This is a genomic window from Paraburkholderia bannensis (assembly GCF_014200455.1).
GTDB classification, from domain to species: Bacteria; Pseudomonadota; Gammaproteobacteria; order Burkholderiales; family Burkholderiaceae; genus Paraburkholderia; species Paraburkholderia bannensis_A.
In genome coordinates this window covers 153,928-171,266 of record NZ_JACHBW010000014.1, presented here as the reverse complement: position 1 = coordinate 171,266, position 17,339 = coordinate 153,928, and the positions used below count along the sequence as shown (strand labels likewise).

14 protein-coding genes and 1 pseudogene are annotated in these 17,339 nt (G+C 63.9%); 13 read left to right on the top strand and 2 right to left on the bottom strand.

Translation table 11 applies throughout. From position 1 onward, the window contains the following. Nucleotides 1-4: 4 nt before the first annotated feature. The 8 genes from F4827_RS23365 (at nt 5) to F4827_RS23330 (ending at nt 10,750) form a co-directional block, all read left to right on the top strand. Complete coding sequence (locus tag F4827_RS23365) at nt 5-3,046, top strand: molybdopterin cofactor-binding domain-containing protein (RefSeq protein ID WP_183727381.1); 3,042 nt, start codon at nt 5-7, stop codon at nt 3,044-3,046. Further along, nucleotides 3,043-3,864: a xanthine dehydrogenase family protein subunit M gene (locus F4827_RS23360; RefSeq protein WP_183727383.1), complete on the top strand. Its 822-nt coding sequence runs from the start codon at nt 3,043-3,045 to the stop codon at nt 3,862-3,864. Before F4827_RS23365 ends, F4827_RS23360 begins: the two co-directional genes overlap by 4 nt. Beyond that, nucleotides 3,861-4,397, top strand: coding sequence for a (2Fe-2S)-binding protein (locus tag F4827_RS23355; protein WP_183727385.1), 537 nt, complete (start codon nt 3,861-3,863; stop codon nt 4,395-4,397). Before F4827_RS23360 ends, F4827_RS23355 begins: the two co-directional genes overlap by 4 nt. Further along, nucleotides 4,390-5,964, top strand: a complete 1,575-nt coding sequence (locus F4827_RS23350; protein WP_183727388.1) for an AMP-binding protein — start codon at nt 4,390-4,392, stop codon at nt 5,962-5,964. Before F4827_RS23355 ends, F4827_RS23350 begins: the two co-directional genes overlap by 8 nt. 4 nt (nt 5,965-5,968) lie before the next feature. Then, nucleotides 5,969-6,775, top strand: a complete 807-nt coding sequence (locus F4827_RS23345) for an enoyl-CoA hydratase/isomerase family protein (RefSeq protein ID WP_183727390.1) — start codon at nt 5,969-5,971, stop codon at nt 6,773-6,775. Nucleotides 6,776-6,820: 45 nt separating this feature from the next. Then, nucleotides 6,821-8,542 carry a GMC family oxidoreductase gene (locus F4827_RS23340; RefSeq protein ID WP_183727393.1) on the top strand — a complete coding sequence of 574 codons (1,722 nt, stop codon included), beginning with the start codon at nt 6,821-6,823 and terminating at the stop codon, nt 8,540-8,542. A gap of 67 nt (nt 8,543-8,609) precedes the next feature. Further along, the gene (locus F4827_RS23335; protein ID WP_183727395.1) at nt 8,610-9,986 is read left to right on the top strand and encodes an MFS transporter; all 1,377 of its coding nucleotides are present in this window, start codon (nt 8,610-8,612) and stop codon (nt 9,984-9,986) included. A gap of 62 nt (nt 9,987-10,048) precedes the next feature. Next, nucleotides 10,049-10,750, top strand: coding sequence for a sterol desaturase family protein (locus F4827_RS23330; RefSeq protein WP_183727397.1), 702 nt, complete (start codon nt 10,049-10,051; stop codon nt 10,748-10,750). Here the strand turns inward: F4827_RS23330 and F4827_RS23325 are convergent. Beyond that, nucleotides 10,747-11,667, bottom strand: a complete 921-nt coding sequence (locus F4827_RS23325) for a LysR family transcriptional regulator (RefSeq protein ID WP_183727399.1) — start codon at nt 11,665-11,667, stop codon at nt 10,747-10,749. The two genes, F4827_RS23330 and F4827_RS23325, sit on opposite strands and share 4 nt — an antisense overlap. A gap of 485 nt (nt 11,668-12,152) precedes the next feature. Here F4827_RS23325 and F4827_RS23320 point away from each other — a divergent pair, with 485 nt between their 5' ends. The 3 genes from F4827_RS23320 (at nt 12,153) to F4827_RS23310 (ending at nt 15,110) form a co-directional block, all read left to right on the top strand. Then, nucleotides 12,153-12,821: a helix-turn-helix domain-containing protein gene (locus F4827_RS23320; protein ID WP_260175378.1), complete on the top strand. Its 669-nt coding sequence runs from the start codon at nt 12,153-12,155 to the stop codon at nt 12,819-12,821. 191 nt (nt 12,822-13,012) lie between these two features. Then, on the top strand, nt 13,013-13,651 hold the full coding sequence (locus F4827_RS23315) for an SDR family oxidoreductase (RefSeq protein ID WP_183727404.1): 639 nt from the start codon (nt 13,013-13,015) through the stop codon (nt 13,649-13,651). A 244-nt stretch (nt 13,652-13,895) separates the two neighbouring features. After that, nucleotides 13,896-15,110 (top strand): alkene reductase, encoded by a 1,215-nt coding sequence (locus F4827_RS23310; RefSeq protein ID WP_183727406.1) that lies wholly within the window; start codon nt 13,896-13,898, stop codon nt 15,108-15,110. A 34-nt stretch (nt 15,111-15,144) separates the two neighbouring features. On the opposite strand, the pseudogene F4827_RS35490 reads toward F4827_RS23310, so the two are convergent. Further along, nucleotides 15,145-15,384 (bottom strand): annotated as a pseudogene (locus F4827_RS35490) (transposase); the annotation flags it as partial. Between the two features lie 166 nt (nt 15,385-15,550). On the opposite strand from F4827_RS35490, the gene F4827_RS23300 reads away from it, so the two are divergent. Both F4827_RS23300 and F4827_RS23295 read left to right on the top strand, forming a co-directional pair. Further along, nucleotides 15,551-15,883, top strand: coding sequence for a hypothetical protein (locus tag F4827_RS23300; RefSeq protein WP_183727410.1), 333 nt, complete (start codon nt 15,551-15,553; stop codon nt 15,881-15,883). A gap of 27 nt (nt 15,884-15,910) precedes the next feature. Continuing rightward, nucleotides 15,911-17,116: an alcohol dehydrogenase catalytic domain-containing protein gene (locus F4827_RS23295; protein WP_221303783.1), complete on the top strand. Its 1,206-nt coding sequence runs from the start codon at nt 15,911-15,913 to the stop codon at nt 17,114-17,116. Nucleotides 17,117-17,339: the final 223 nt, after the last annotated feature.

The window sequence follows — 17,339 nt, the reverse complement described above, 5'->3', positions numbered from 1 at the left end:
GGGTATGAATCAGCGCGAAACCGCATTCGCCGACATGGACGCGCGCGTCGCCGGCAAAGAGATGCGGGAAGCGACCGCGCCGCAGCGTCACGTCGGACGCTCGATGGAGCGCCTCGAAGACCCGGCGATCCTGACGGGCCGTGGCCGCTATGGCGACGACATCGCTGTCAAGCCGGGCACGCTGCACGCCGCGATTCTGCGTTCGCCGCACGCGCACGCGGACATCCTGTCGATTGATACGGAGGCCGCATCAAAACTCGCGGGCGTGCGCGCCGTGCTCACGCGCGGCGATTTGCGTGCGTGGTCGCGACCGTTCGTCGTCGGCGTGAAAGCGCCGATGGAACAGTGGGCGCTCGCGATGGACCGGGTGCGCTACGTCGGCGAGCCGGTCGCGGTCGTGATGGCCGAATCGCGTGCTCTCGCGGAAGACGCGCTCGATCTGATCAGGGTCGACTACGCGATGCTCGATCCCGTGACGTCGATCGAACAAGCCGCGAAGGACGACGCGCCGGTGCTGCACGAACGCGTCGGCAGCAACGTCATCAGCGACCGGCATTTCCGCTACGGCGAGCCGGAAGCGGCCTTCGAGCGCGCGCCGCATCGCGTGAAGCTGGTCGCGCATTATCCGCGCAACACCTGCGCGCCGATCGAGTGCGGCGTGGTGATCGCCGAGTATCTTTCGGGCGATGAAGGCTACGACGTCACGTCGAATTTCATGGGGCCGTTCTCGCTGCACGCCGTCATGGCGATGGCGTTGAACGTGCCTGCCAATCGGCTGCGTCATAAGGCCCCGCGCGATTCCGGCGGCAGCTTCGGCGTGAAGCAGGCGGTGTTTCCGTACGTGGTGCTGATGTGCCTCGCGTCGCGCAAGGCGGGCGCGCCGGTGAAGTGGGTCGAGGATCGGCTCGAACACCTGAGCGCGGCGACATCGGCGACGGCGCGTGTTTCAACGATCGAAGCGGCCGTCGAAGCGGATGGCCGCATCGTCGCGCTGTCCTACGATCAGTTGGAAGACGTCGGCGGCTACGTGCGCGCGCCCGAGCCCGCGACCTTCTACCGGATGCACGGCTGCCTGACGGGCGCGTACGCGATCCCGAATCTGCTCGTGCGCAATCGCGTCGTGCTGACGAACAAGACGCCGACGGGGCTCGTGCGCGGCTTCGGCGGACCGCAGGTGTACTTCGCGCTGGAGCGGCTGATCCAGCGCATCGCGATCGAACTGAAGCTCGATGTGCTCGACGTGTATCGCCGCAATTTCGTTCCCGCCGATGCGTTCCCGTATCGCGCGGCGGCGGGCGCGCTGCTCGATTCGGGCAACTATCAGGAAGCCCTGCGCCGTTCACTCGACGAAGGCGGATACCGGGAACTGGTTGCGCGCCGCGACGCCGCGCGCAACGAAGGGCGGCTGTATGGCATCGGCTTCGCCGCGATCGTCGAGCCGTCGGTATCGAACATGGGCTATATCACGACCGTGATGCCCGCCGACGCACGCAGGAAAGCCGGGCCGAAGAACGGCGCGATCGCGAGCGCGACCGTCAGCGTCGATCTGCTCGGCGGCGTGGTCGTCACGATCGCATCGACACCCGCGGGCCAGGGCCACATGACAGTGTGCGCGCAAGTCGTCGCCGACGTGCTCGGGCTCGATCCGAAGGACATCGTCGTCAACGTCGAATTCGATACGCACAAGGACGCCTGGTCTGTCGCGGCGGGCAATTATTCGAGCCGCTTCGCGGGCGCGGTGGCGGGCACGGTGTATCTCGCCGCGACGCGCGTGCGCGACAAACTCGCGCGCGTGCTCGCGAAGCAGTTCAGCTGCGCGCCCGGCGACGTGCGCTTCGAAGGCGCGCGCGTCTTTCCGAACGACGCCGAAGACCGCGCGCTGCCGTTCGCGCGCGCCGCGAGCAATGCGCCGCACTGGGCGCCCGCGCTGTTGCCGGAGGGCGAAGAGCCGGGCCTGCGCGAAACCGTGTTCTGGTCGCCGCCGCACATGGATGCGCCTGACGAACAAGACCGCATCAATACATCGGCGGCGTATGGCTTCGCGTTCGACATGTGCGGCGTCGAAGTGGATCGCGCGACGGGACGCGTGCGCATCGACCGCTATGTGACCGTGCACGACGCCGGCATCATCCTCAATCCCGCACTCGCCGATGGCCAGATTCGCGGCGCGTTCGCGCAAGGCGTCGGCGCGGCGCTGATGGAAGAGTTCCGCTACGGCGCGGACGGCAGCTTCCAGTCCGGCACGCTCGCCGACTATCTGATGCCGACGACCTGCGAAGTGCCCGATCCGCTGATCGTGCATCTGGAGACGCCTTCGCCTTTCACGCCGCTTGGCGCGAAGGGTCTCGGCGAAGGCAACAACATGAGCACGCCGCCTTGCATCGCGAATGCGGTGGCGGACGCGCTCGGCGTCGAAGACATTCGCCTGCCGCTCACGCCGCCCAAAGTGATGGCGATGATCGGCATGGACGATCCGGAACCCTCGCGCCCTGAATACCGCGAAACGGCCCCGACGAAGCCCACGACGCCGGGCGGCGGGCGCGCGCTGACGGCGCAGGGAACGGTGGATCTGCCCGCGACGCCCGAAGCGGTGTTCGCCGTGCTGCTCGATCCGAAGGCGCTCGCGAACGTCATTCCCGGCTGTCACGCGCTCGAAGAGACCGCGCCGAACCAGTATCGCGCGGACGTGACGGTGGGCGTCGGCATGATCAAGGCGCGTTTCGAGGCGCGTATCGGCTTGTCCGAGATCGATGCGCCGCGCCGCCTGCGACTCGCTGGCGCCGGGATCTCGCCGCTCGGCAGCGCACGCGGCAGCGGTCTCGTCGAACTGACGCCGCAAGGCAACGGCACGCGGCTCACGTACGACTACGAAGCGCAGGTATCGGGCAAGGTCGCGGCGGTTGGCGGCCGCATGCTCGAAGGCGCGGCGAAGGTGGTGCTCAGGCAATTGTTCGAATCGCTCGGCCGGCAGGCGGCGGGCAAGCCGGTGCAAGCGCACGGATCGTGGATCGCGAGACTCCTCGCACGTTTCAGGAGGCACGCATGAAGCCCGCACCGTTCGATTACCTGCGCGCGATGACCGCGCAGGACGCGCTCGACGCGCTTGCGCAATACGGCGAAGACGCCCGCGTGCTGGCGGGCGGCCAGTCGCTGATGGCCGTGCTCAATATGCGGCTCGCGCAGCCGAAGGTGCTCGTCGATATCTCGCGCACCGCCGAACTCGACGCCGTGCGCGTGGACAAGCAGGCGGGGCATCTGGTCGTCAACGCGGCGGCGACGCAAGGCAGCGTCGAATGGCGCAGCACGCTCACCGACGAAGCGCCGCTGCTCGCGATGGCCTTCCCGCATATCTCGCACTTTCAGATTCGCAATCGCGGAACCGTGTGCGGATCGATCGCGCATGCGGACCCGAGCGCCGAGTTGCCGCTCGTGCTTTCGGCGCTCGGCGGCGACGTGATGCTGCGCTCGCGAAAGAGGCGCCGCACGCTCGGCGCCCAGGACTTCTTTCAGGGAATGCTGATGACCGCGCGCGAGCCCGACGAACTCGTCGAAGCGGTGCGCTTCCCGCTGCGCAAGGCAGGCGAGCGCTACGCGTTCGCGGAATTTTCCGCGCGCCACGGCGATTTCGCGATCGTCGCGTGCGCGGCCGTGGTCACCGACGATTCGATCCGTATTGCGGTCGGCGGCGTCGCGGACCGGCCGGTGACGGAGCAATGGCCGCGTCTGCAGGGCGACGACTTGCGCGGCGCACTGAACGATTTGAGTTGGAAACTGAACGCGCAGGACGATGCGCACATCAGCGCGACATATCGCCGGAATCTGGTCCGGCAACTCGGGTGGCGCGTGATCGAGGAGGCAAAGTGAGCAAGACATCGGACACCATGATGCGGCACGGCAAAGCGCAGCGCATCGCGCTGACGCTGAACGGCCGCGAACGAAGCGGCTATTGCGAGCCGCGCGAACTGCTGTCGGACTTCATCCGGCACGAACTCGGCGCGACCGGCACGCACGTCGGCTGCGAACACGGCGTGTGCGGCGCCTGTACCGTGCAGGTCGATGGCGTCGCGGCGCGCTCGTGCCTGATGCTCGCGGTGCAGGCCGACGGGCGGCATATCGATACCGTCGAAGGCCTGGCGCCCGATCAGACGCTTGGCGATCTGCAGCAGGCGTTCCAGCGGCATCATGCGCTGCAATGCGGCTTCTGCACGGCGGGCATTCTGATGTCGTGCGCGGACTATCTGCAACGCGTACCGGATCCATCCGAACAGCAAGTGCGCGAGATGCTCTCGGGTCATATCTGCCGCTGTACGGGCTACACGCCCATCGTGGCTGCGGTGCTCGACGTGGCCGCGCGCCGCCGGGCCGAGGCAGGCACGAAGGAGGTCGAACATGCTTGATCTCGGACGCACCTTTCTGCAAAGCGTCGAGCGTAGTCCTAACGCGCTGGCGCTGGTCGATGGCGATGTGCAACTGACGTACGCGCAGTGGTATCCCATTATCTTGAATGTCGCCGTTGGCCTGCGAGAGCTCGGTCTGCAACGCGGCGACCGGCTGCTCGTCGTGCTGCAAAACCGCTGGGAAATGGCGACGCTGCATTGGGCCGGACAGTTTGCGGGCATCGTGATCGTCCCGCTCAACTGGCGCGCGAAGCCGGAAGAAGTCGAATACTGCGTGACCGACGCAGGGGCGAAGGCGATCGTCTACGAACCCGTCAGCGCCGATTCCGTCGCGCAGAGCGCCGCTGCGCAAAAAGTGCCGCGCGTCGGACTCGACGATGCGCCCGGCCGCACCACCACCTTCGATGCGCTCATCGTCGAACGAACGCGCAGCGGCGACGTGACGGACACGACGCACGCCACCGCCGACGACATCTCGCTGATCCTTTACACGTCCGGCACGACGGGCAGAGGCAAGGGCGTGCCGCGCCGGCATCGGCATGAACGCGCGGGGGCGCTCGCGCACGTCGCGCAGAACCTTTACAGGCGCGGCGAACGGACGCTCGGCGTGATGCCGCTCTATCACACGATGGGCGTGCGCTCGCTGCTCGCGATGGCGCTCGTCGATGGCCTGTTCGTCTGCGTGCGGCGCTGGAACGCGAAGCTCGCGCTCGAATGCATCTCGAAGCACGCGCTCACCTGCCTCTATCTCGTGCCGACGCTCTATCACGATCTGCTTGCCGACAGCGCGTTCGCGAGCGCGGACACATCGTCGGTCAGAAAGCTCGGCTTCGCGGGCGCACCGATGAACGACGGCCTGCTCAAGCGCCTCTCGGCCGCGTTCGAGCCGGAGCTGTTCGTCAATCACTACGGCTCGTCCGAGGTCTACACGTTCAGCATCGACCAGGACGCGACAAAGAAACCCGGCAGCGCGGGCCGCGCGGGCATCAATACGCGGCTGCGCGTCGTGAAGCTAGACGCGCTCTCGCCCGATGAGATCGCCGAAGTCGGCGAAGAAGGGCAGATCATCGTGGACCTGCTAGGCGACGAAGCGTTCGAAGGCTACTGGAACCGTGCGGACGCCAACGCGAAGTCGCTGCGCGACGGCTGGTACTTCACCGGCGACACCGGCTACTTCGATGCCGACGGCGATCTCTACGTGACCGGCCGCGTCGACGACATGATCATCAGCGGCGGAGAAAACATCTCGCCGGTCGATATCGAATCGGTGTTGTCGCTGCATCCCGCCGTCGATGAAGTCGCGGTCGCGGGCATCAAGGACGAGCGTTGGGGCCAGCGCGTGGTGGCATTCATCAAGCGCCGCGATTACGTCGATGCCGAAGGGCTCGATACCTGGTGCCGCCAGTCCGACCTCGTCAACTTCAAGCGCCCGCGCGATTACGTCTTCGTCGACGACATCCCCAAGTCGCCGGTCGGCAAGATTCTGCGCCGCAAGCTGCAAGCGGGCGAGTACACGCCCGATTCGAACGCGCAGGCCGCGCAACCTACCGCAACCACCAAGGAGTAACACAATGAGTGACCTCAACCATCGCGGCCAGACGCTGCTGCAAGACCTCGACGGCTTCTCGGTCGAAATCGACGCGCAGCGCGAGCGCGCGGACATCATCCTGCATCGGCCGCCGTTCAACGTCATTTCGATGCACGCACGCGACCAGTTGCGCGCCGTGTTCGAAGCCCTCGACGAGGACGACCGCGTGCGCGTGATCGTTGTGCGCGCGAAGGGCGAGCATTTTTCGAGCGGCGGCGACATCAAGGGCTTTCTGGAAGCCTCGCCGGAGCACGTATCGAAGCTCGCCTGGAACATCGCGGCGCCCGCGCGCTGCTCCAAGCCGGTAATCGCGGCCAATCGCGGCTTCTGCTTCGGCGTGGGTTTCGAGTTGTCGCTGGCGTGCGATTTCCGCATCGTCACCGATACGACCCGCTATGCGCTGCCGGAGCAGAAGCTCGGCCAGATTCCCGGCTCGGGAGGCTCGGCGCGTTTGCAATCGATGGTGGGCATCGGCCGCACGAAGGACATCGTGATGCGCTCGCGCCGCATTCCGGGCAAGCAGGCTTACGAGTGGGGCATCGCGGTCGATTGCGTCGCGGACGCCGAACTCGAATCGGCAACCGATGCGCTCGTCGACGAACTGCGCGCGTTCTCGCCGCTCGCGCAGCGCACCGCGAAGAAGCTCTTGAACGATTCGGAAGACGCACCGTTGTCGATCGCGATCGAACTTGAAGGGCATTGCTATAGCCGTCTGCGCGCGTCGGACGATTTCCGCGAAGGCGTCGAAGCGTTTCACGGCAAGCGCAAGCCGGTGTTTCGCGGCAGCTGATACCTGACACGCCACGCGGCGGACGAGACAAGAGGAGACAACGCGATGGAGCGCTTCGACTACGTGATCGTAGGCGGCGGCTCGGCGGGATGCGTGCTTGCGCATCGGCTGTCGGCGCAGGTGTCGGTGCGCGTCGCGCTGATCGAGGCGGGCGCTGATACGCCGCCGGGCGCGGTGCCCGCGGCGATACTCGACAGCTATCCGATGCCCGTCTTCTGCGGCGACACGTACATCTGGCCCGATCTGCAAGCGAAAGCCACGCAGCACGCCGCGCCGCGCGTCTACGAGCAGGGCCGCGTGATGGGCGGCGGATCGAGCATCAATGTGCAGTCGGCCAACCGCGGCCTGCCGCGCGACTACGACGAATGGGCCGCGAACGGCGCCGACGGCTGGTCGTGGCGCGAGGTGCTGCCGTACTTTCGCAAGCTCGAACGCGACGTGGACTTTCCCGGCGGCGAGTTGCACGGCGGCGACGGTCCCGTGCCGATCCGCCGCATCTTGCCGAAGGACTGGCCGGCGTTCTGTCATGCATTCGCGAAGGGTTTGCGCGCGAACGGCTTCGCGCAACTTCAGGACCAGAACGGCGAATTCGGCGATGGCTTCTTTGCGGGCGCGTTCTCGAACCTCGACGACAAGCGCGTGTCGACGGCCATCGCCTATCTCGACGAAGCCACGCGCAAGCGCCCGAATCTCAAAATCTATTCGAATCTGCGCGTCGAGCGCATCGTGATGGAAGGCGCGACGGCGCGCGGGGTCGTCGCGATTGCGGCGAACGGCGAGCGCGTGCGTTTCGACGCGGGTGAAGTGGTGCTGAGCGCGGGCGCGTTGCAGTCGCCCGCGATGCTGATGCGCGCCGGTATCGGCGATGCGCGCCAACTTGTGGCGATGGGCATCCCGTGTACGGTGGATTTGCCTGGCGTCGGACTCAATCTGCAGGATCATCCGTCGCTCACGTTCTGTCATTTTCTCGAACCGCGCTTTCGCATGCCGCTCGCGCGACGCCGCGCGAGCATGATGGCCGCGCGCATGAGTTCGGGCGTCGCGGGCTGCGACGAGTCCGACCTGTATCTGTCGAGCGCGACGCGCGCCGCGTGGCATGCGCTCGGCAACCGGCTCGGCCTCTTTTTCCTGTGGTGCAACCGGCCGTATTCGCGTGGCCGCGTGCAACTGGCGTCGCCCGATGCGGCCGTTGCGCCGCGCGTCGATCTGAATCTGCTCGACGACGAACGCGATCTGCAACGGCTCGCCGCTGGCGTGCAGATGCTGGCGCGCATTGTCGATGCATCGGGTCTGGGACGCGATGCGCGCGACTTCTTTCCGGCGGCTTTCTCGCCGCGCGTGAAGGCATTGAGCGAGGTTGGCGAAGGCAATGCGCGGCTGACTGCGATGCTCGGCGCGCTGCTCGACGCACCGGCGCCGCTGCGGCGTCTGCTGATCGAACGCTTCTTCACGCGCGGCCTGAGGATGGCTTCGCTGATCCACGACGAGCGCGCGCTCACCGATTTCATCCGCGCGAACGTGTTCGGCGTGTGGCATGCGAGCGGCACCTGCCGCATGGGTGGCGCACAGGACCGCGACGCCGTCACCGATACGCAAGGCCGCGTCCGGGGCACACGAGGGCTGCGCGTTGTGGATGCATCGCTGATGCCGCGACTGCCATCGGCGAATACGAACATACCGACCATCATGATCGCCGAGAAAATCGCCGACGCGATGGTTGCCCAGCGAGGGGCGAGCGTGGCATCGCCGCTCGCCGCGGCCCACTGACGATTTTTCAACCGAGACAAGAGCGCGCATCCAACAAAGCGCGCCTGTGACACACAAGGAGATACAAATGTCTGTAGCAGCGCAAGACGGGGCCACCGTGCTTCCGGTCAATCAGCGGCAGATCATGGGCGCGGTGCTGGCGTCGTGCATGGGCTGGGCGCTCGATCTGTTCGACCTGTTCGTGTTGTTGTACGTCGCACCGATCGTCGGGCGTCTGTTCTTCCCGTCCGAGCACGCGATGCTTTCGCTCGCTGCGGTCTACGCGTCGTTTGCGGTGACGCTGTTGATGCGGCCGCTCGGCTCCGCGCTCTTCGGGTCTTACGCGGACCGTCACGGCCGCAAGGGCGCGATGATCGTCGCGGTCGTCGGCGTCGGTATTTCGACGGCGGCCTTCGGCGTGCTGCCGACGGTCGCGCAGGCGGGCGTCGTCGCACCGGTGTTGTTCTTGCTGCTGCGGCTCGTGCAGGGCGTGTTCGTCGGCGGTGTGGTCGCATCCACGCATACCATCGGCACCGAATCCGTCGCGCCGAAGTATCGCGGCGCGGTGTCGGGGCTGATCGGCGGCGGCGGCGCGGGGATCGGCGCGCTGCTCGCTTCAGTGACGTTCCTCGCGATGTCGGCGCTTTTCCCCGGCGATGCCTTTGACGTATGGGGCTGGCGCTGCATGTTCTTCACCGGCATCATCAGCTCGGTGCTGGGTCTCTTCGTGTTCAACAGCCTTGAAGAGTCGCCTCTGTGGAAGAAGCTCGCCGCCGAAAAGGCTGCGAGTGCCATCGCGCAGGTCAAGAGCGCGAGCGTCGAAGTGGCGCGCTCGCCGATCCGCACGCTTTTCTCGCGTGAATATCGCAGCGTGCTGTTCGTCAATCTGCTGCTGACCATCGGCGGCGGCAGCGGCTACTACCTGACATCGGGCTACCTGCCGACGTTCCTCAAAGTCGTGAGTCATGCGCCGAACGGTGCCGCCGCCGCGATCCTGATGATCTGCAGCGTGGCCGTGGTGATCGCTTCGATCGCGGCAGGGCACCTCAGTACGTTCATCGGCCGCAAGGGTGCGTTCGTGTGGATCGGGCTGATCCGGCTCGTCGCGTTGCCGGCGCTATTTTTGCTGCTGCCGACCGCCAACAGCATCACGATGGTCGGCGTCTATGCAGTCCTTCTCAGCGCGCTCGGCAGCGCCGGCTATGCGCCGATCCTGATCTTCCTGAACGAACGCTTCCCGACTTCGATCCGCGCGACCGGCACGGGCCTTTCGTGGAATATCGGCTTCGCGATCGGCGGAGTGATGCCGACGGCCGTGTCGCTGGTGGCGAAGGACGCGAGCCAGTTGCCGATGACGCTAGCGATCTTCGTCGGCGCAATCAGCGTGATCTTTCTCGTGGGCGCCTTCGTCGTGCCCGAGACGCTCGGCAAGCTCGAAGGCGGTTCCGCGCGCAGTCCCTCCTGAGTCATTGGGCAAAAAGGCGCACGCCAACGGGCGCGCGCCTTTCACAACAACTGGAGACATCGATGAAATACGAAGAAGACGTTCGTGCGCGCTCCTGCAAGTTCCGTGACGAGTATGTCAATGCCACGCCATGGTGGTATCGCGGCGAAATGCACCTTGGCTTCACCTTGCTCTTCACCGGCGGCGTGATCGCGTACTGCCTGATGCAGCTTCATGCACCGACGTTCGCCGAATGGCTGACGGTCATTCCGCTCTTTCTGTTCGGCAACTGGGCGGAATGGGCGGCGCACCGCTACGTGCTGCATCGTCCGACGAAGTATTTCAGCATGATCTACAAGCGCCATTGCGCCGTCCATCACCGGTTCTTCACGCATGTGACGCTTGAATACAAGGGGCACCGTCACTGGCGCGCGCTGCTGTTTCCGCCTTTTGCGCCGGTTGCGTTCGTGCTGGCGGCCGTGCCGTTCGCGCTCTTGATCGGGTTCGTATTCTCCCGCAACGCAGGCTATATCGCGCTCTTCACGATGGCGGCGTACTTCCTGATGTACGAGGGCCTGCATACGCTCTCGCACGTCACCGACAGCCCGTTCCTCGACCGTGTTCCGCTCGTCAACACAGTGCGGCGCCTGCATGCCACACACCACGATCCCGAAGTGATGGCGACACAGAACTTCAACCTCACGTTCCCGATCTGCGACACGCTTTTCGGTACGCGTAGCGACCTTCCGGGTGGTGCGCGCGAACCGTTGGAACGCGGCCGCTAAGGCGCTTGTTTCCCCAGAACACCCGTCGTCACGCGCTTTATCTCGTCAGTGATAATCGTGATGAGCGCCTGGGCGGCCGGCCCGATCGGCCGCTTCGGATGCGTGACCTGAATGATGTGGCGCACGATCGGCGGCGACGCGATCGTGCGTGCGCGCAAGCGCCCTTCGTCCACTTTCGCCTGCACGACGACGCGCGGCAGGATCGTCGCGACACTGCTCTGCTCAACGAACTGCACGATGGTGCTGAGCAGATCGATTTCGAACTTCGGCTTGATGACGACGTCAGCCGCCATCAGCGCGGCGTCGAGCGCGCCTCGCAGGCCGTTGCGGCGCGTGGGCAGCACAAATTCGATGCCCGACTGCTGCGTGAGATCGATCTCGTCGGGCAGTTCTGGGCCATGCGCCACGCTCGTCACCAGCACCATTTCTTCGACGAGCAAAGGCTCTACGTGGAGTGTCAGCCGTCCGCGCGGCTTGTTGATGATGGCGGCATCGAGCCGGCCGGATTCGACCGCGTCGATCAGTTGCGCGCTGAAGCCATCGGCGACGGAGACTTCGACTTGCGGGAAAAGCACATCGAATCTGGCGAGCGATTCGGGCAATACGCTCTGAGCCTCCGACGACACCATGCCCAGCGACACGCGGCCCGTCACGATGACGTCGCGACGACTCAGGTGCTCGCGTGCGTGATCGATGTCGCGCATGATCGGCGTGTAAAGGCGGTACATCAACCGTGCGGCTTCGGTCGGCGCCATGCCGTGCGGCCCACGCTCGAAGAGCTTCTGGCGGATTTCCGCTTCGAGCTTGGCGATCTGCATGCTGAGCGCCGGTTGCGCGATGTTGAGCCGTCTGGCGGCGCGCGTGACCGTGCCTTCTTCGAAAAGCGCGATGAAGTAGTGGATCTGCTTCAGTTCCATGGGACATGGGGTATAAGGGACGGGGCCGACGAAGATAGTACCGCGCGCCGTCTTTCATGAGGTGGGCGTCGTATCGCTAACCTGCGGTATTGACCTTCCCCTGAAGTTACGCCTTCCAGAAGGTCGCGTATAAACTCGACGAGTCGTTGTGCTGCGTGCTGTCAGCTTGCCGAATCCATTCTGAAAGGAGGTGTTGCCTGCCTGGTGTCCGGCTACGCCAAACGAGGAAGGGCGCTGCTGCCCATATGACGAATCCGTCTTAGGCAGCCCTGAACTTGATCTAAGCTTTTGGTACCAAGCCGGTGGAAAAGAGAGGCCTGCTTGTCATGAATCAGGCTACAAGATCGACCCTGGGTCACGGGCTACCCTGCCAACCGATGAACGTCGCTTGTGCTGACCGCAGGATGAATTTGATGCCGGGATTTCGGCTCGTTGTGCCCACAGGTTCCACTATTGTGCAGGCTGCGGGCTGCGACGACCTCGGAATGAGTCGCTCCATCCTGATAGGTGCGCCATTTGTCGCCGTTATTCCGGCGGCGGCGACGTTAGCCACGATCGCTGACAGCGATCCCAATGGATGGGTTATCGCACTCAAATCACGCGTACTTGGGCAAGTCTCGCAAGAGGCCTTTTCCACGGTCCCGAAATGGACTACGTCCTGGGATCCGTTCCTGCGCGAGGCCGTGGATACATTGTGTGCCTTGCATAGCGCGAATCTGATCGACGCTGCCTGCGCCGACGCTTTTGCCGATGTCATCTCGGTGCACATCGCTTTGCGCTACGGGCACTGTGCTGGTGTGGCGGAGCCGGACGCGCCACGTACGCGTCAAATGCTGACTCGCATTGAACTCTTCGTTCATGAGCACATAGCCGAAAGCATTTTGGTCGAGCAACTTGCAGTGCTGGTGCACATGAGTGCCTCAAACTTTGCGCGCGTTTTCAAAGCGGCGACAGGTAACTCGCCCCATCTGTACGTGACACTCGCACGAGTGAACTTTGCGAGGACGATGTTGTGTGAGGAAACCCTTCCCCTGGCTGAGGTTGGCGCGCGCGCGGGGTTTCAGACTCAACAGCATTTCACCGACGTGTTTCATCGATATACAGGTGTGACGCCTCGCATATTCCGGCTTGCCCACCGAAACGTCACTAGCTGATTAATTTCGCTGCGTCGAGCACACGAGCTCCATGGTGTCGAGCATCTCCGGCTTCACGTACGCTCCCGTCTCTCGCCAACCCGCGGATCAGCGACGTCGATCTGAGTGTCGTCATGCTGTGATTGTTGATTTGCGTGATGGAGGTGACGATCTTCGTCTCTAGCGACCGTGATTGCATTTGGAGAGACACGATGAGCACTGCATTAATTGGCGCCACCGGCCGCACCGGTCGGCTAGTGGCGGAAAAATTGCACCGTGCGGGCATTCCGTTTCGTGCGTTGCTGCGCGACGAGACTCGTCTGGCCCATTTCGAAGGCCTCGGCGCGAGCACCGCGATCGTCGACCTGGCTCAGGACTTCGGCGCGGCGCTCGCGGGGATTCATACGATTATTTTTGCCGCTGGATCCGCGGAAACCGAGGGCGCCGGGCAGGAGCGTCAGATCGATCGGGACGCGATCATTAAGGCGGTGGACTATGCGAAGCAATATGGCGCGGACCGCTTCATCGTCGTCAGCACCTTGCTGGCATACGCCCCTGAACGCGCCCCAGATGAGCTTCGGCATTACGCGCAGATGAAGCGCGCATCGGACGATTATCTAATCGGCAGTGGCCTCGATTATCTCGTGCTGCGTCCCGCCACACTGACCATGGAGCCGGGTACCGGGACGATTGAGGTCGTGACCGACGCGCAGTCCGCTGAAGCTCCCGTTGCGCGCGAGGATGTTGCCAACGTCGTGCTCGAAGCGCTCAGGGTGGGCCTGGTCAACAGGATCGTCGGGTTTGCCGGTGGCAGTGAACCGATCGACGACGCGTTGGCCGCGCTCCATTGAAGTTGCGCGCCGTGCAGCAGAGGTGTGCTGCGAGCACGGTAGGGCCGCATCTGCTCCCCGATGGAGCGATGGACCGGGTAACCGCAGGATTGCGACACATCTGCGCAGAAACCGGAAAGAAGCGCACGCGGGTTATGGCTAGACTGCACGGAGAGCCGGATCCTGTCGATGTCATTTGACGCCGACGCTTCGAAGCGTCTAAGTCAGCACTTTTCGGGCCGAGTCAAAAACACGAGGAGCGGATATGTCTGATACCGAAAGTGCGCCCGGAGAAGCCGGACAGCATGACGAGCAAGTCCCGCTGCGCAAGCTCTTCGAACCCATGAAGGTGGGCTCCCTCAACCTGCGCCATCGTGTCGTGATGGCGCCCCTGACGCGTTCGCGCGCGAGCCAACCTGGCAACATCCCGTCGCAGCTCAACGCCTGCTATTACGCGCAGCGCGCAGCGGCCGCGCTCATCATCAGCGAGGCGACGCAGGTGTCGATGCAAGGACAGGGCTATGCATGGACGCCAGGGATCCATAGTCGTGAGCAGATCGAAGGCTGGCGGGTCGTGGCGCACGCCGTGCACGAGGCGGGCGGCTTGATGTTCATGCAACTCTGGCACGTCGGACGCATATCGCACCCCTCGTTGCAGCCCGATGAAATGCCGCCCGTTGCGCCCTCTGCTGTCTTGCCGAAAGCGGAGGCGTTCATCGAGAACGAGCGCGGTGAGGGCGTCGTCGCGCCTTGCGTCACGCCTCGCGCGCTGCAGGGCGAAGAGATGCCGTATCTTGTACGCCAGTACTTCAGGGGGGCGCGCAACGCAAAGGCTGCCGGAATGGACGGCGTCGAAGTGCACGCAGCGAACGGCTATCTGCTCGATCAGTTTCTTTTGTCCGGCTCGAACCGCCGCACGGACGAATACGGCGGATCGAGCGAGCGTCGGGCCAAGCTGCTATTCGAGGTGATCGAAACGGTTTGCGAAGTGTGGGGGCCAGAAAAGGTCGGCGTCCGGCTGTCCCCTCTCGGCACCTTCAACGACATGCATGATGACGATCCAGAGGCGACTTTTTCTTATGTCATCGAGAAGCTCAATCGATACGGGCTGGCCTATTTGCACGTCGTCAATCCCGCACTGGCGGCGACCGATGAGGATGTCGTTTTCACGGAGCGCGCGAAACGCATGAGCGAGATGATACGCCGCACCTATCGTGGCGTGCTGATGGTCGCGGGCGGTTTCGACGGCGGCAGTGCGGAAAGATGGATCGAGGACGGCAAGGCGGACTTGATCGCGTTCGGACGCCTGTTCATCGCCAATCCCGACCTCCCGGAACGCCTTCGGTCGCGCGCTCCGCTCAATTCGCCGGATCCGTCTACGTTCTACGGAGGCGGCGAACGCGGATATACCGACTATCCGTCGCTCGCGCAGGAGCGCGGGGAGGCCCCACGGTCCGTCATCGATGGACGTTGGAGATAGACTGTCGTTGACCGGTAAACTCGCTGGCGTCACGGGATAATTCAATCTCGTCGAACACCGTACGCGTAAGCTCATGCGCGATCAGCAGTCGCCGGAGCGTCAACAGTGTGGTCGCATCGAGCGCGTTCTCAATGGCCAGATTCATGCCTGAGAACGTGCGCATCACAGTACGGTAATACCGTGCTTCGCTGGAAAAGCCGTGCCGCTGCTGCGGGAAGTACATTCGCCGCATCCGCTCAAGGTCAATTGGCGGGCGACCTCGCTTGTATTTTGGTTAGTATCGCTAAGTTATCGCCAAAAACCGCGACCGTGGGGTGATCTTTTAATTTCGGCGAGAAAGCGTTGAAGCTAGCTTGCGCGTTTCTTACCCGCGCTTTCCGCTTCATCGTGGGACGCCGTTTTGTGATCTGACTCTCACACCGTCGACAGCTACGCCGTCGATGACCGATGAGCCGAATAGACCAGTGTTTCCCGAGGAACGTCCTATACTCACTTTCAGTAAAGCACCTTCAATCATTGCCGCAGCACAAGCGAAGCTCGGCGAAATCGGCCAGCCCATCAACTCGCGGTGGCCGATTCGGACAGACACCTGGTCGCCAGTGTGTGAGTGGGGTTACTTCGAGATCGACATGTCCAATCAAGGCCACGTCATGATCTTCGCTGGCTGCATCCCTCTCTACCGGGAACGCCACGCATCCGGAGCCGCTGTGTTCGTTGCGCGCGAGCAGCGCGTAACAGCCGCCGCAATCGCGCTCGCCGGGATCGCACAATAGTTCGTATGCCTAACAAGGAGAGATATCATGGCTGGAAGTGGCAATCGCGTAGTGACATTCATGGGTCCGATGAAGATGGAGCTGCAGACTTTCGACTATCCGAAGCTGATCACGCCGAAAGGCAAGAAAGCCAATCATGGCGCCATCCTCAAGATCGTGACGACAAATATCTGTGGCAGCGACCAGCACATCTACCACGGCCGCTTTGCCGCGCCTATGGGGATGGTGATGGGACATGAGATGACCGGGGAGGTCATCGAGGTCGGGCCGGACGTGGAGTTCATCAAGACGGGCGACCTATGTTCGGTCCCGTTCAACGTCTCTTGCGGGCGCTGCCGCAATTGCAAGGAGCGGCACACCGATGTGTGCATGAACGTCAATGACGCCGTCGATTGCGGCGCCTATGGCTTCAATCTTGGTGGCTGGCAGGGTGGCCAGTCCGACTACCTCATGGTGCCTTACGCCGATTGGAACCTGTTGCCTTTCCCGGACAAGGACCAGGCGATGGAGAAGATCCGCGATCTCACGCTGTTGTCGGACATCCTGCCGACCGGCTTCCATGGTCTGATGGAGGCGGGCGCCAAGGTGGGCTCGACGGTCTATATCGCCGGGGCCGGGCCAGTGGGCCGGTGTGCGGCGGCGGGAGCTCGCCTGATCGGCGCGTCCTGCATCATCGTGGCCGATACCAACCGGGCGCGGCTGGACCTGATGAAGAATAATGGCTGCGAGGTGGTCGATCTCACGAAGGACACGCCGGTGGCCGACCAGATTGAAGCGATCCTCGGCAAGCGGGAAGTGGATTGCGGCGTGGATTGCGTCGGGCTGGAGGCGCACGGCTGTGGTCCGGAGGCGGACAGCGAGCACTCGGAGGCGGTGATCAATACGCTTATCGAAGTGGTGCGGGCCGGTGGGGCGATGGGCGTCCCCGGCATCTATACCGACGCCGACCCGAAGGCAAGCACCGATCTGACGAAGAAGGGCCAGTTGCCCGTTGACTTCGGCAAAGCCTGGATCAAGTCGCCGAAACTGACGGCGGGGCAGGCACCGATCATGCACTACAACCGCGACCTGATGATGGCGATCCTGTGGGATCGGATGCCCTATCTTGGCGCCATGCTGAACACTGAGATCATCACGCTGGAGCAGGCGCCTGACGCCTACAAGACGTTCAGCGAGGGCTCGCCGAAGAAATTCGTCATCGATCCGCACGGTAGCGTAAAAAAAGCCGCATAGACCCGGCAGGGGATACGGGGCGCTCGACTGCTCCTGCCCTTCGGGCGCTCCGCGTCGTCACATGCGTAGGGTGAGATAAACGGATGGGTCATTGGCTCGCGAGGGCACCGGAGATCGTTCCGCAACATCATGACGGCGCCTGCGACCGCTGCCACATGTGCAAGCAAGGCCATCCTGATGTCCGCCGGAACGTGAACGACAGGGACCCGGGCGACGCAATTTC

What these genes read in the sequence shown, in the direction of transcription:
- F4827_RS23325 (WP_183727399.1), bottom strand. Translation starts at nt 11,667, where the DNA reads ATGGAACTGAAGCAGATCCACTACTTCATCGCGCTTTTCGAAGAAGGC.
- F4827_RS23340 (WP_183727393.1), top strand. Translation starts at nt 6,821, where the DNA reads ATGGAGCGCTTCGACTACGTGATCGTAGGCGGCGGCTCGGCGGGATGC.
- F4827_RS23345 (WP_183727390.1), top strand. Translation starts at nt 5,969, where the DNA reads ATGAGTGACCTCAACCATCGCGGCCAGACGCTGCTGCAAGACCTCGAC.
- F4827_RS23300 (WP_183727410.1), top strand. Translation starts at nt 15,551, where the DNA reads ATGACCGATGAGCCGAATAGACCAGTGTTTCCCGAGGAACGTCCTATA.
- F4827_RS23335 (WP_183727395.1), top strand. Translation starts at nt 8,610, where the DNA reads ATGTCTGTAGCAGCGCAAGACGGGGCCACCGTGCTTCCGGTCAATCAG.
- F4827_RS23295 (WP_221303783.1), top strand. Translation starts at nt 15,911, where the DNA reads ATGGCTGGAAGTGGCAATCGCGTAGTGACATTCATGGGTCCGATGAAG.
- F4827_RS23360 (WP_183727383.1), top strand. Translation starts at nt 3,043, where the DNA reads ATGAAGCCCGCACCGTTCGATTACCTGCGCGCGATGACCGCGCAGGAC.
- F4827_RS23350 (WP_183727388.1), top strand. Translation starts at nt 4,390, where the DNA reads ATGCTTGATCTCGGACGCACCTTTCTGCAAAGCGTCGAGCGTAGTCCT.
- F4827_RS23310 (WP_183727406.1), top strand. Translation starts at nt 13,896, where the DNA reads ATGTCTGATACCGAAAGTGCGCCCGGAGAAGCCGGACAGCATGACGAG.
- F4827_RS23330 (WP_183727397.1), top strand. Translation starts at nt 10,049, where the DNA reads ATGAAATACGAAGAAGACGTTCGTGCGCGCTCCTGCAAGTTCCGTGAC.
- F4827_RS23315 (WP_183727404.1), top strand. Translation starts at nt 13,013, where the DNA reads ATGAGCACTGCATTAATTGGCGCCACCGGCCGCACCGGTCGGCTAGTG.
- F4827_RS23365 (WP_183727381.1), top strand. Translation starts at nt 5, where the DNA reads ATGAATCAGCGCGAAACCGCATTCGCCGACATGGACGCGCGCGTCGCC.
- F4827_RS23320 (WP_260175378.1), top strand. Translation starts at nt 12,153, where the DNA reads ATGAGTCGCTCCATCCTGATAGGTGCGCCATTTGTCGCCGTTATTCCG.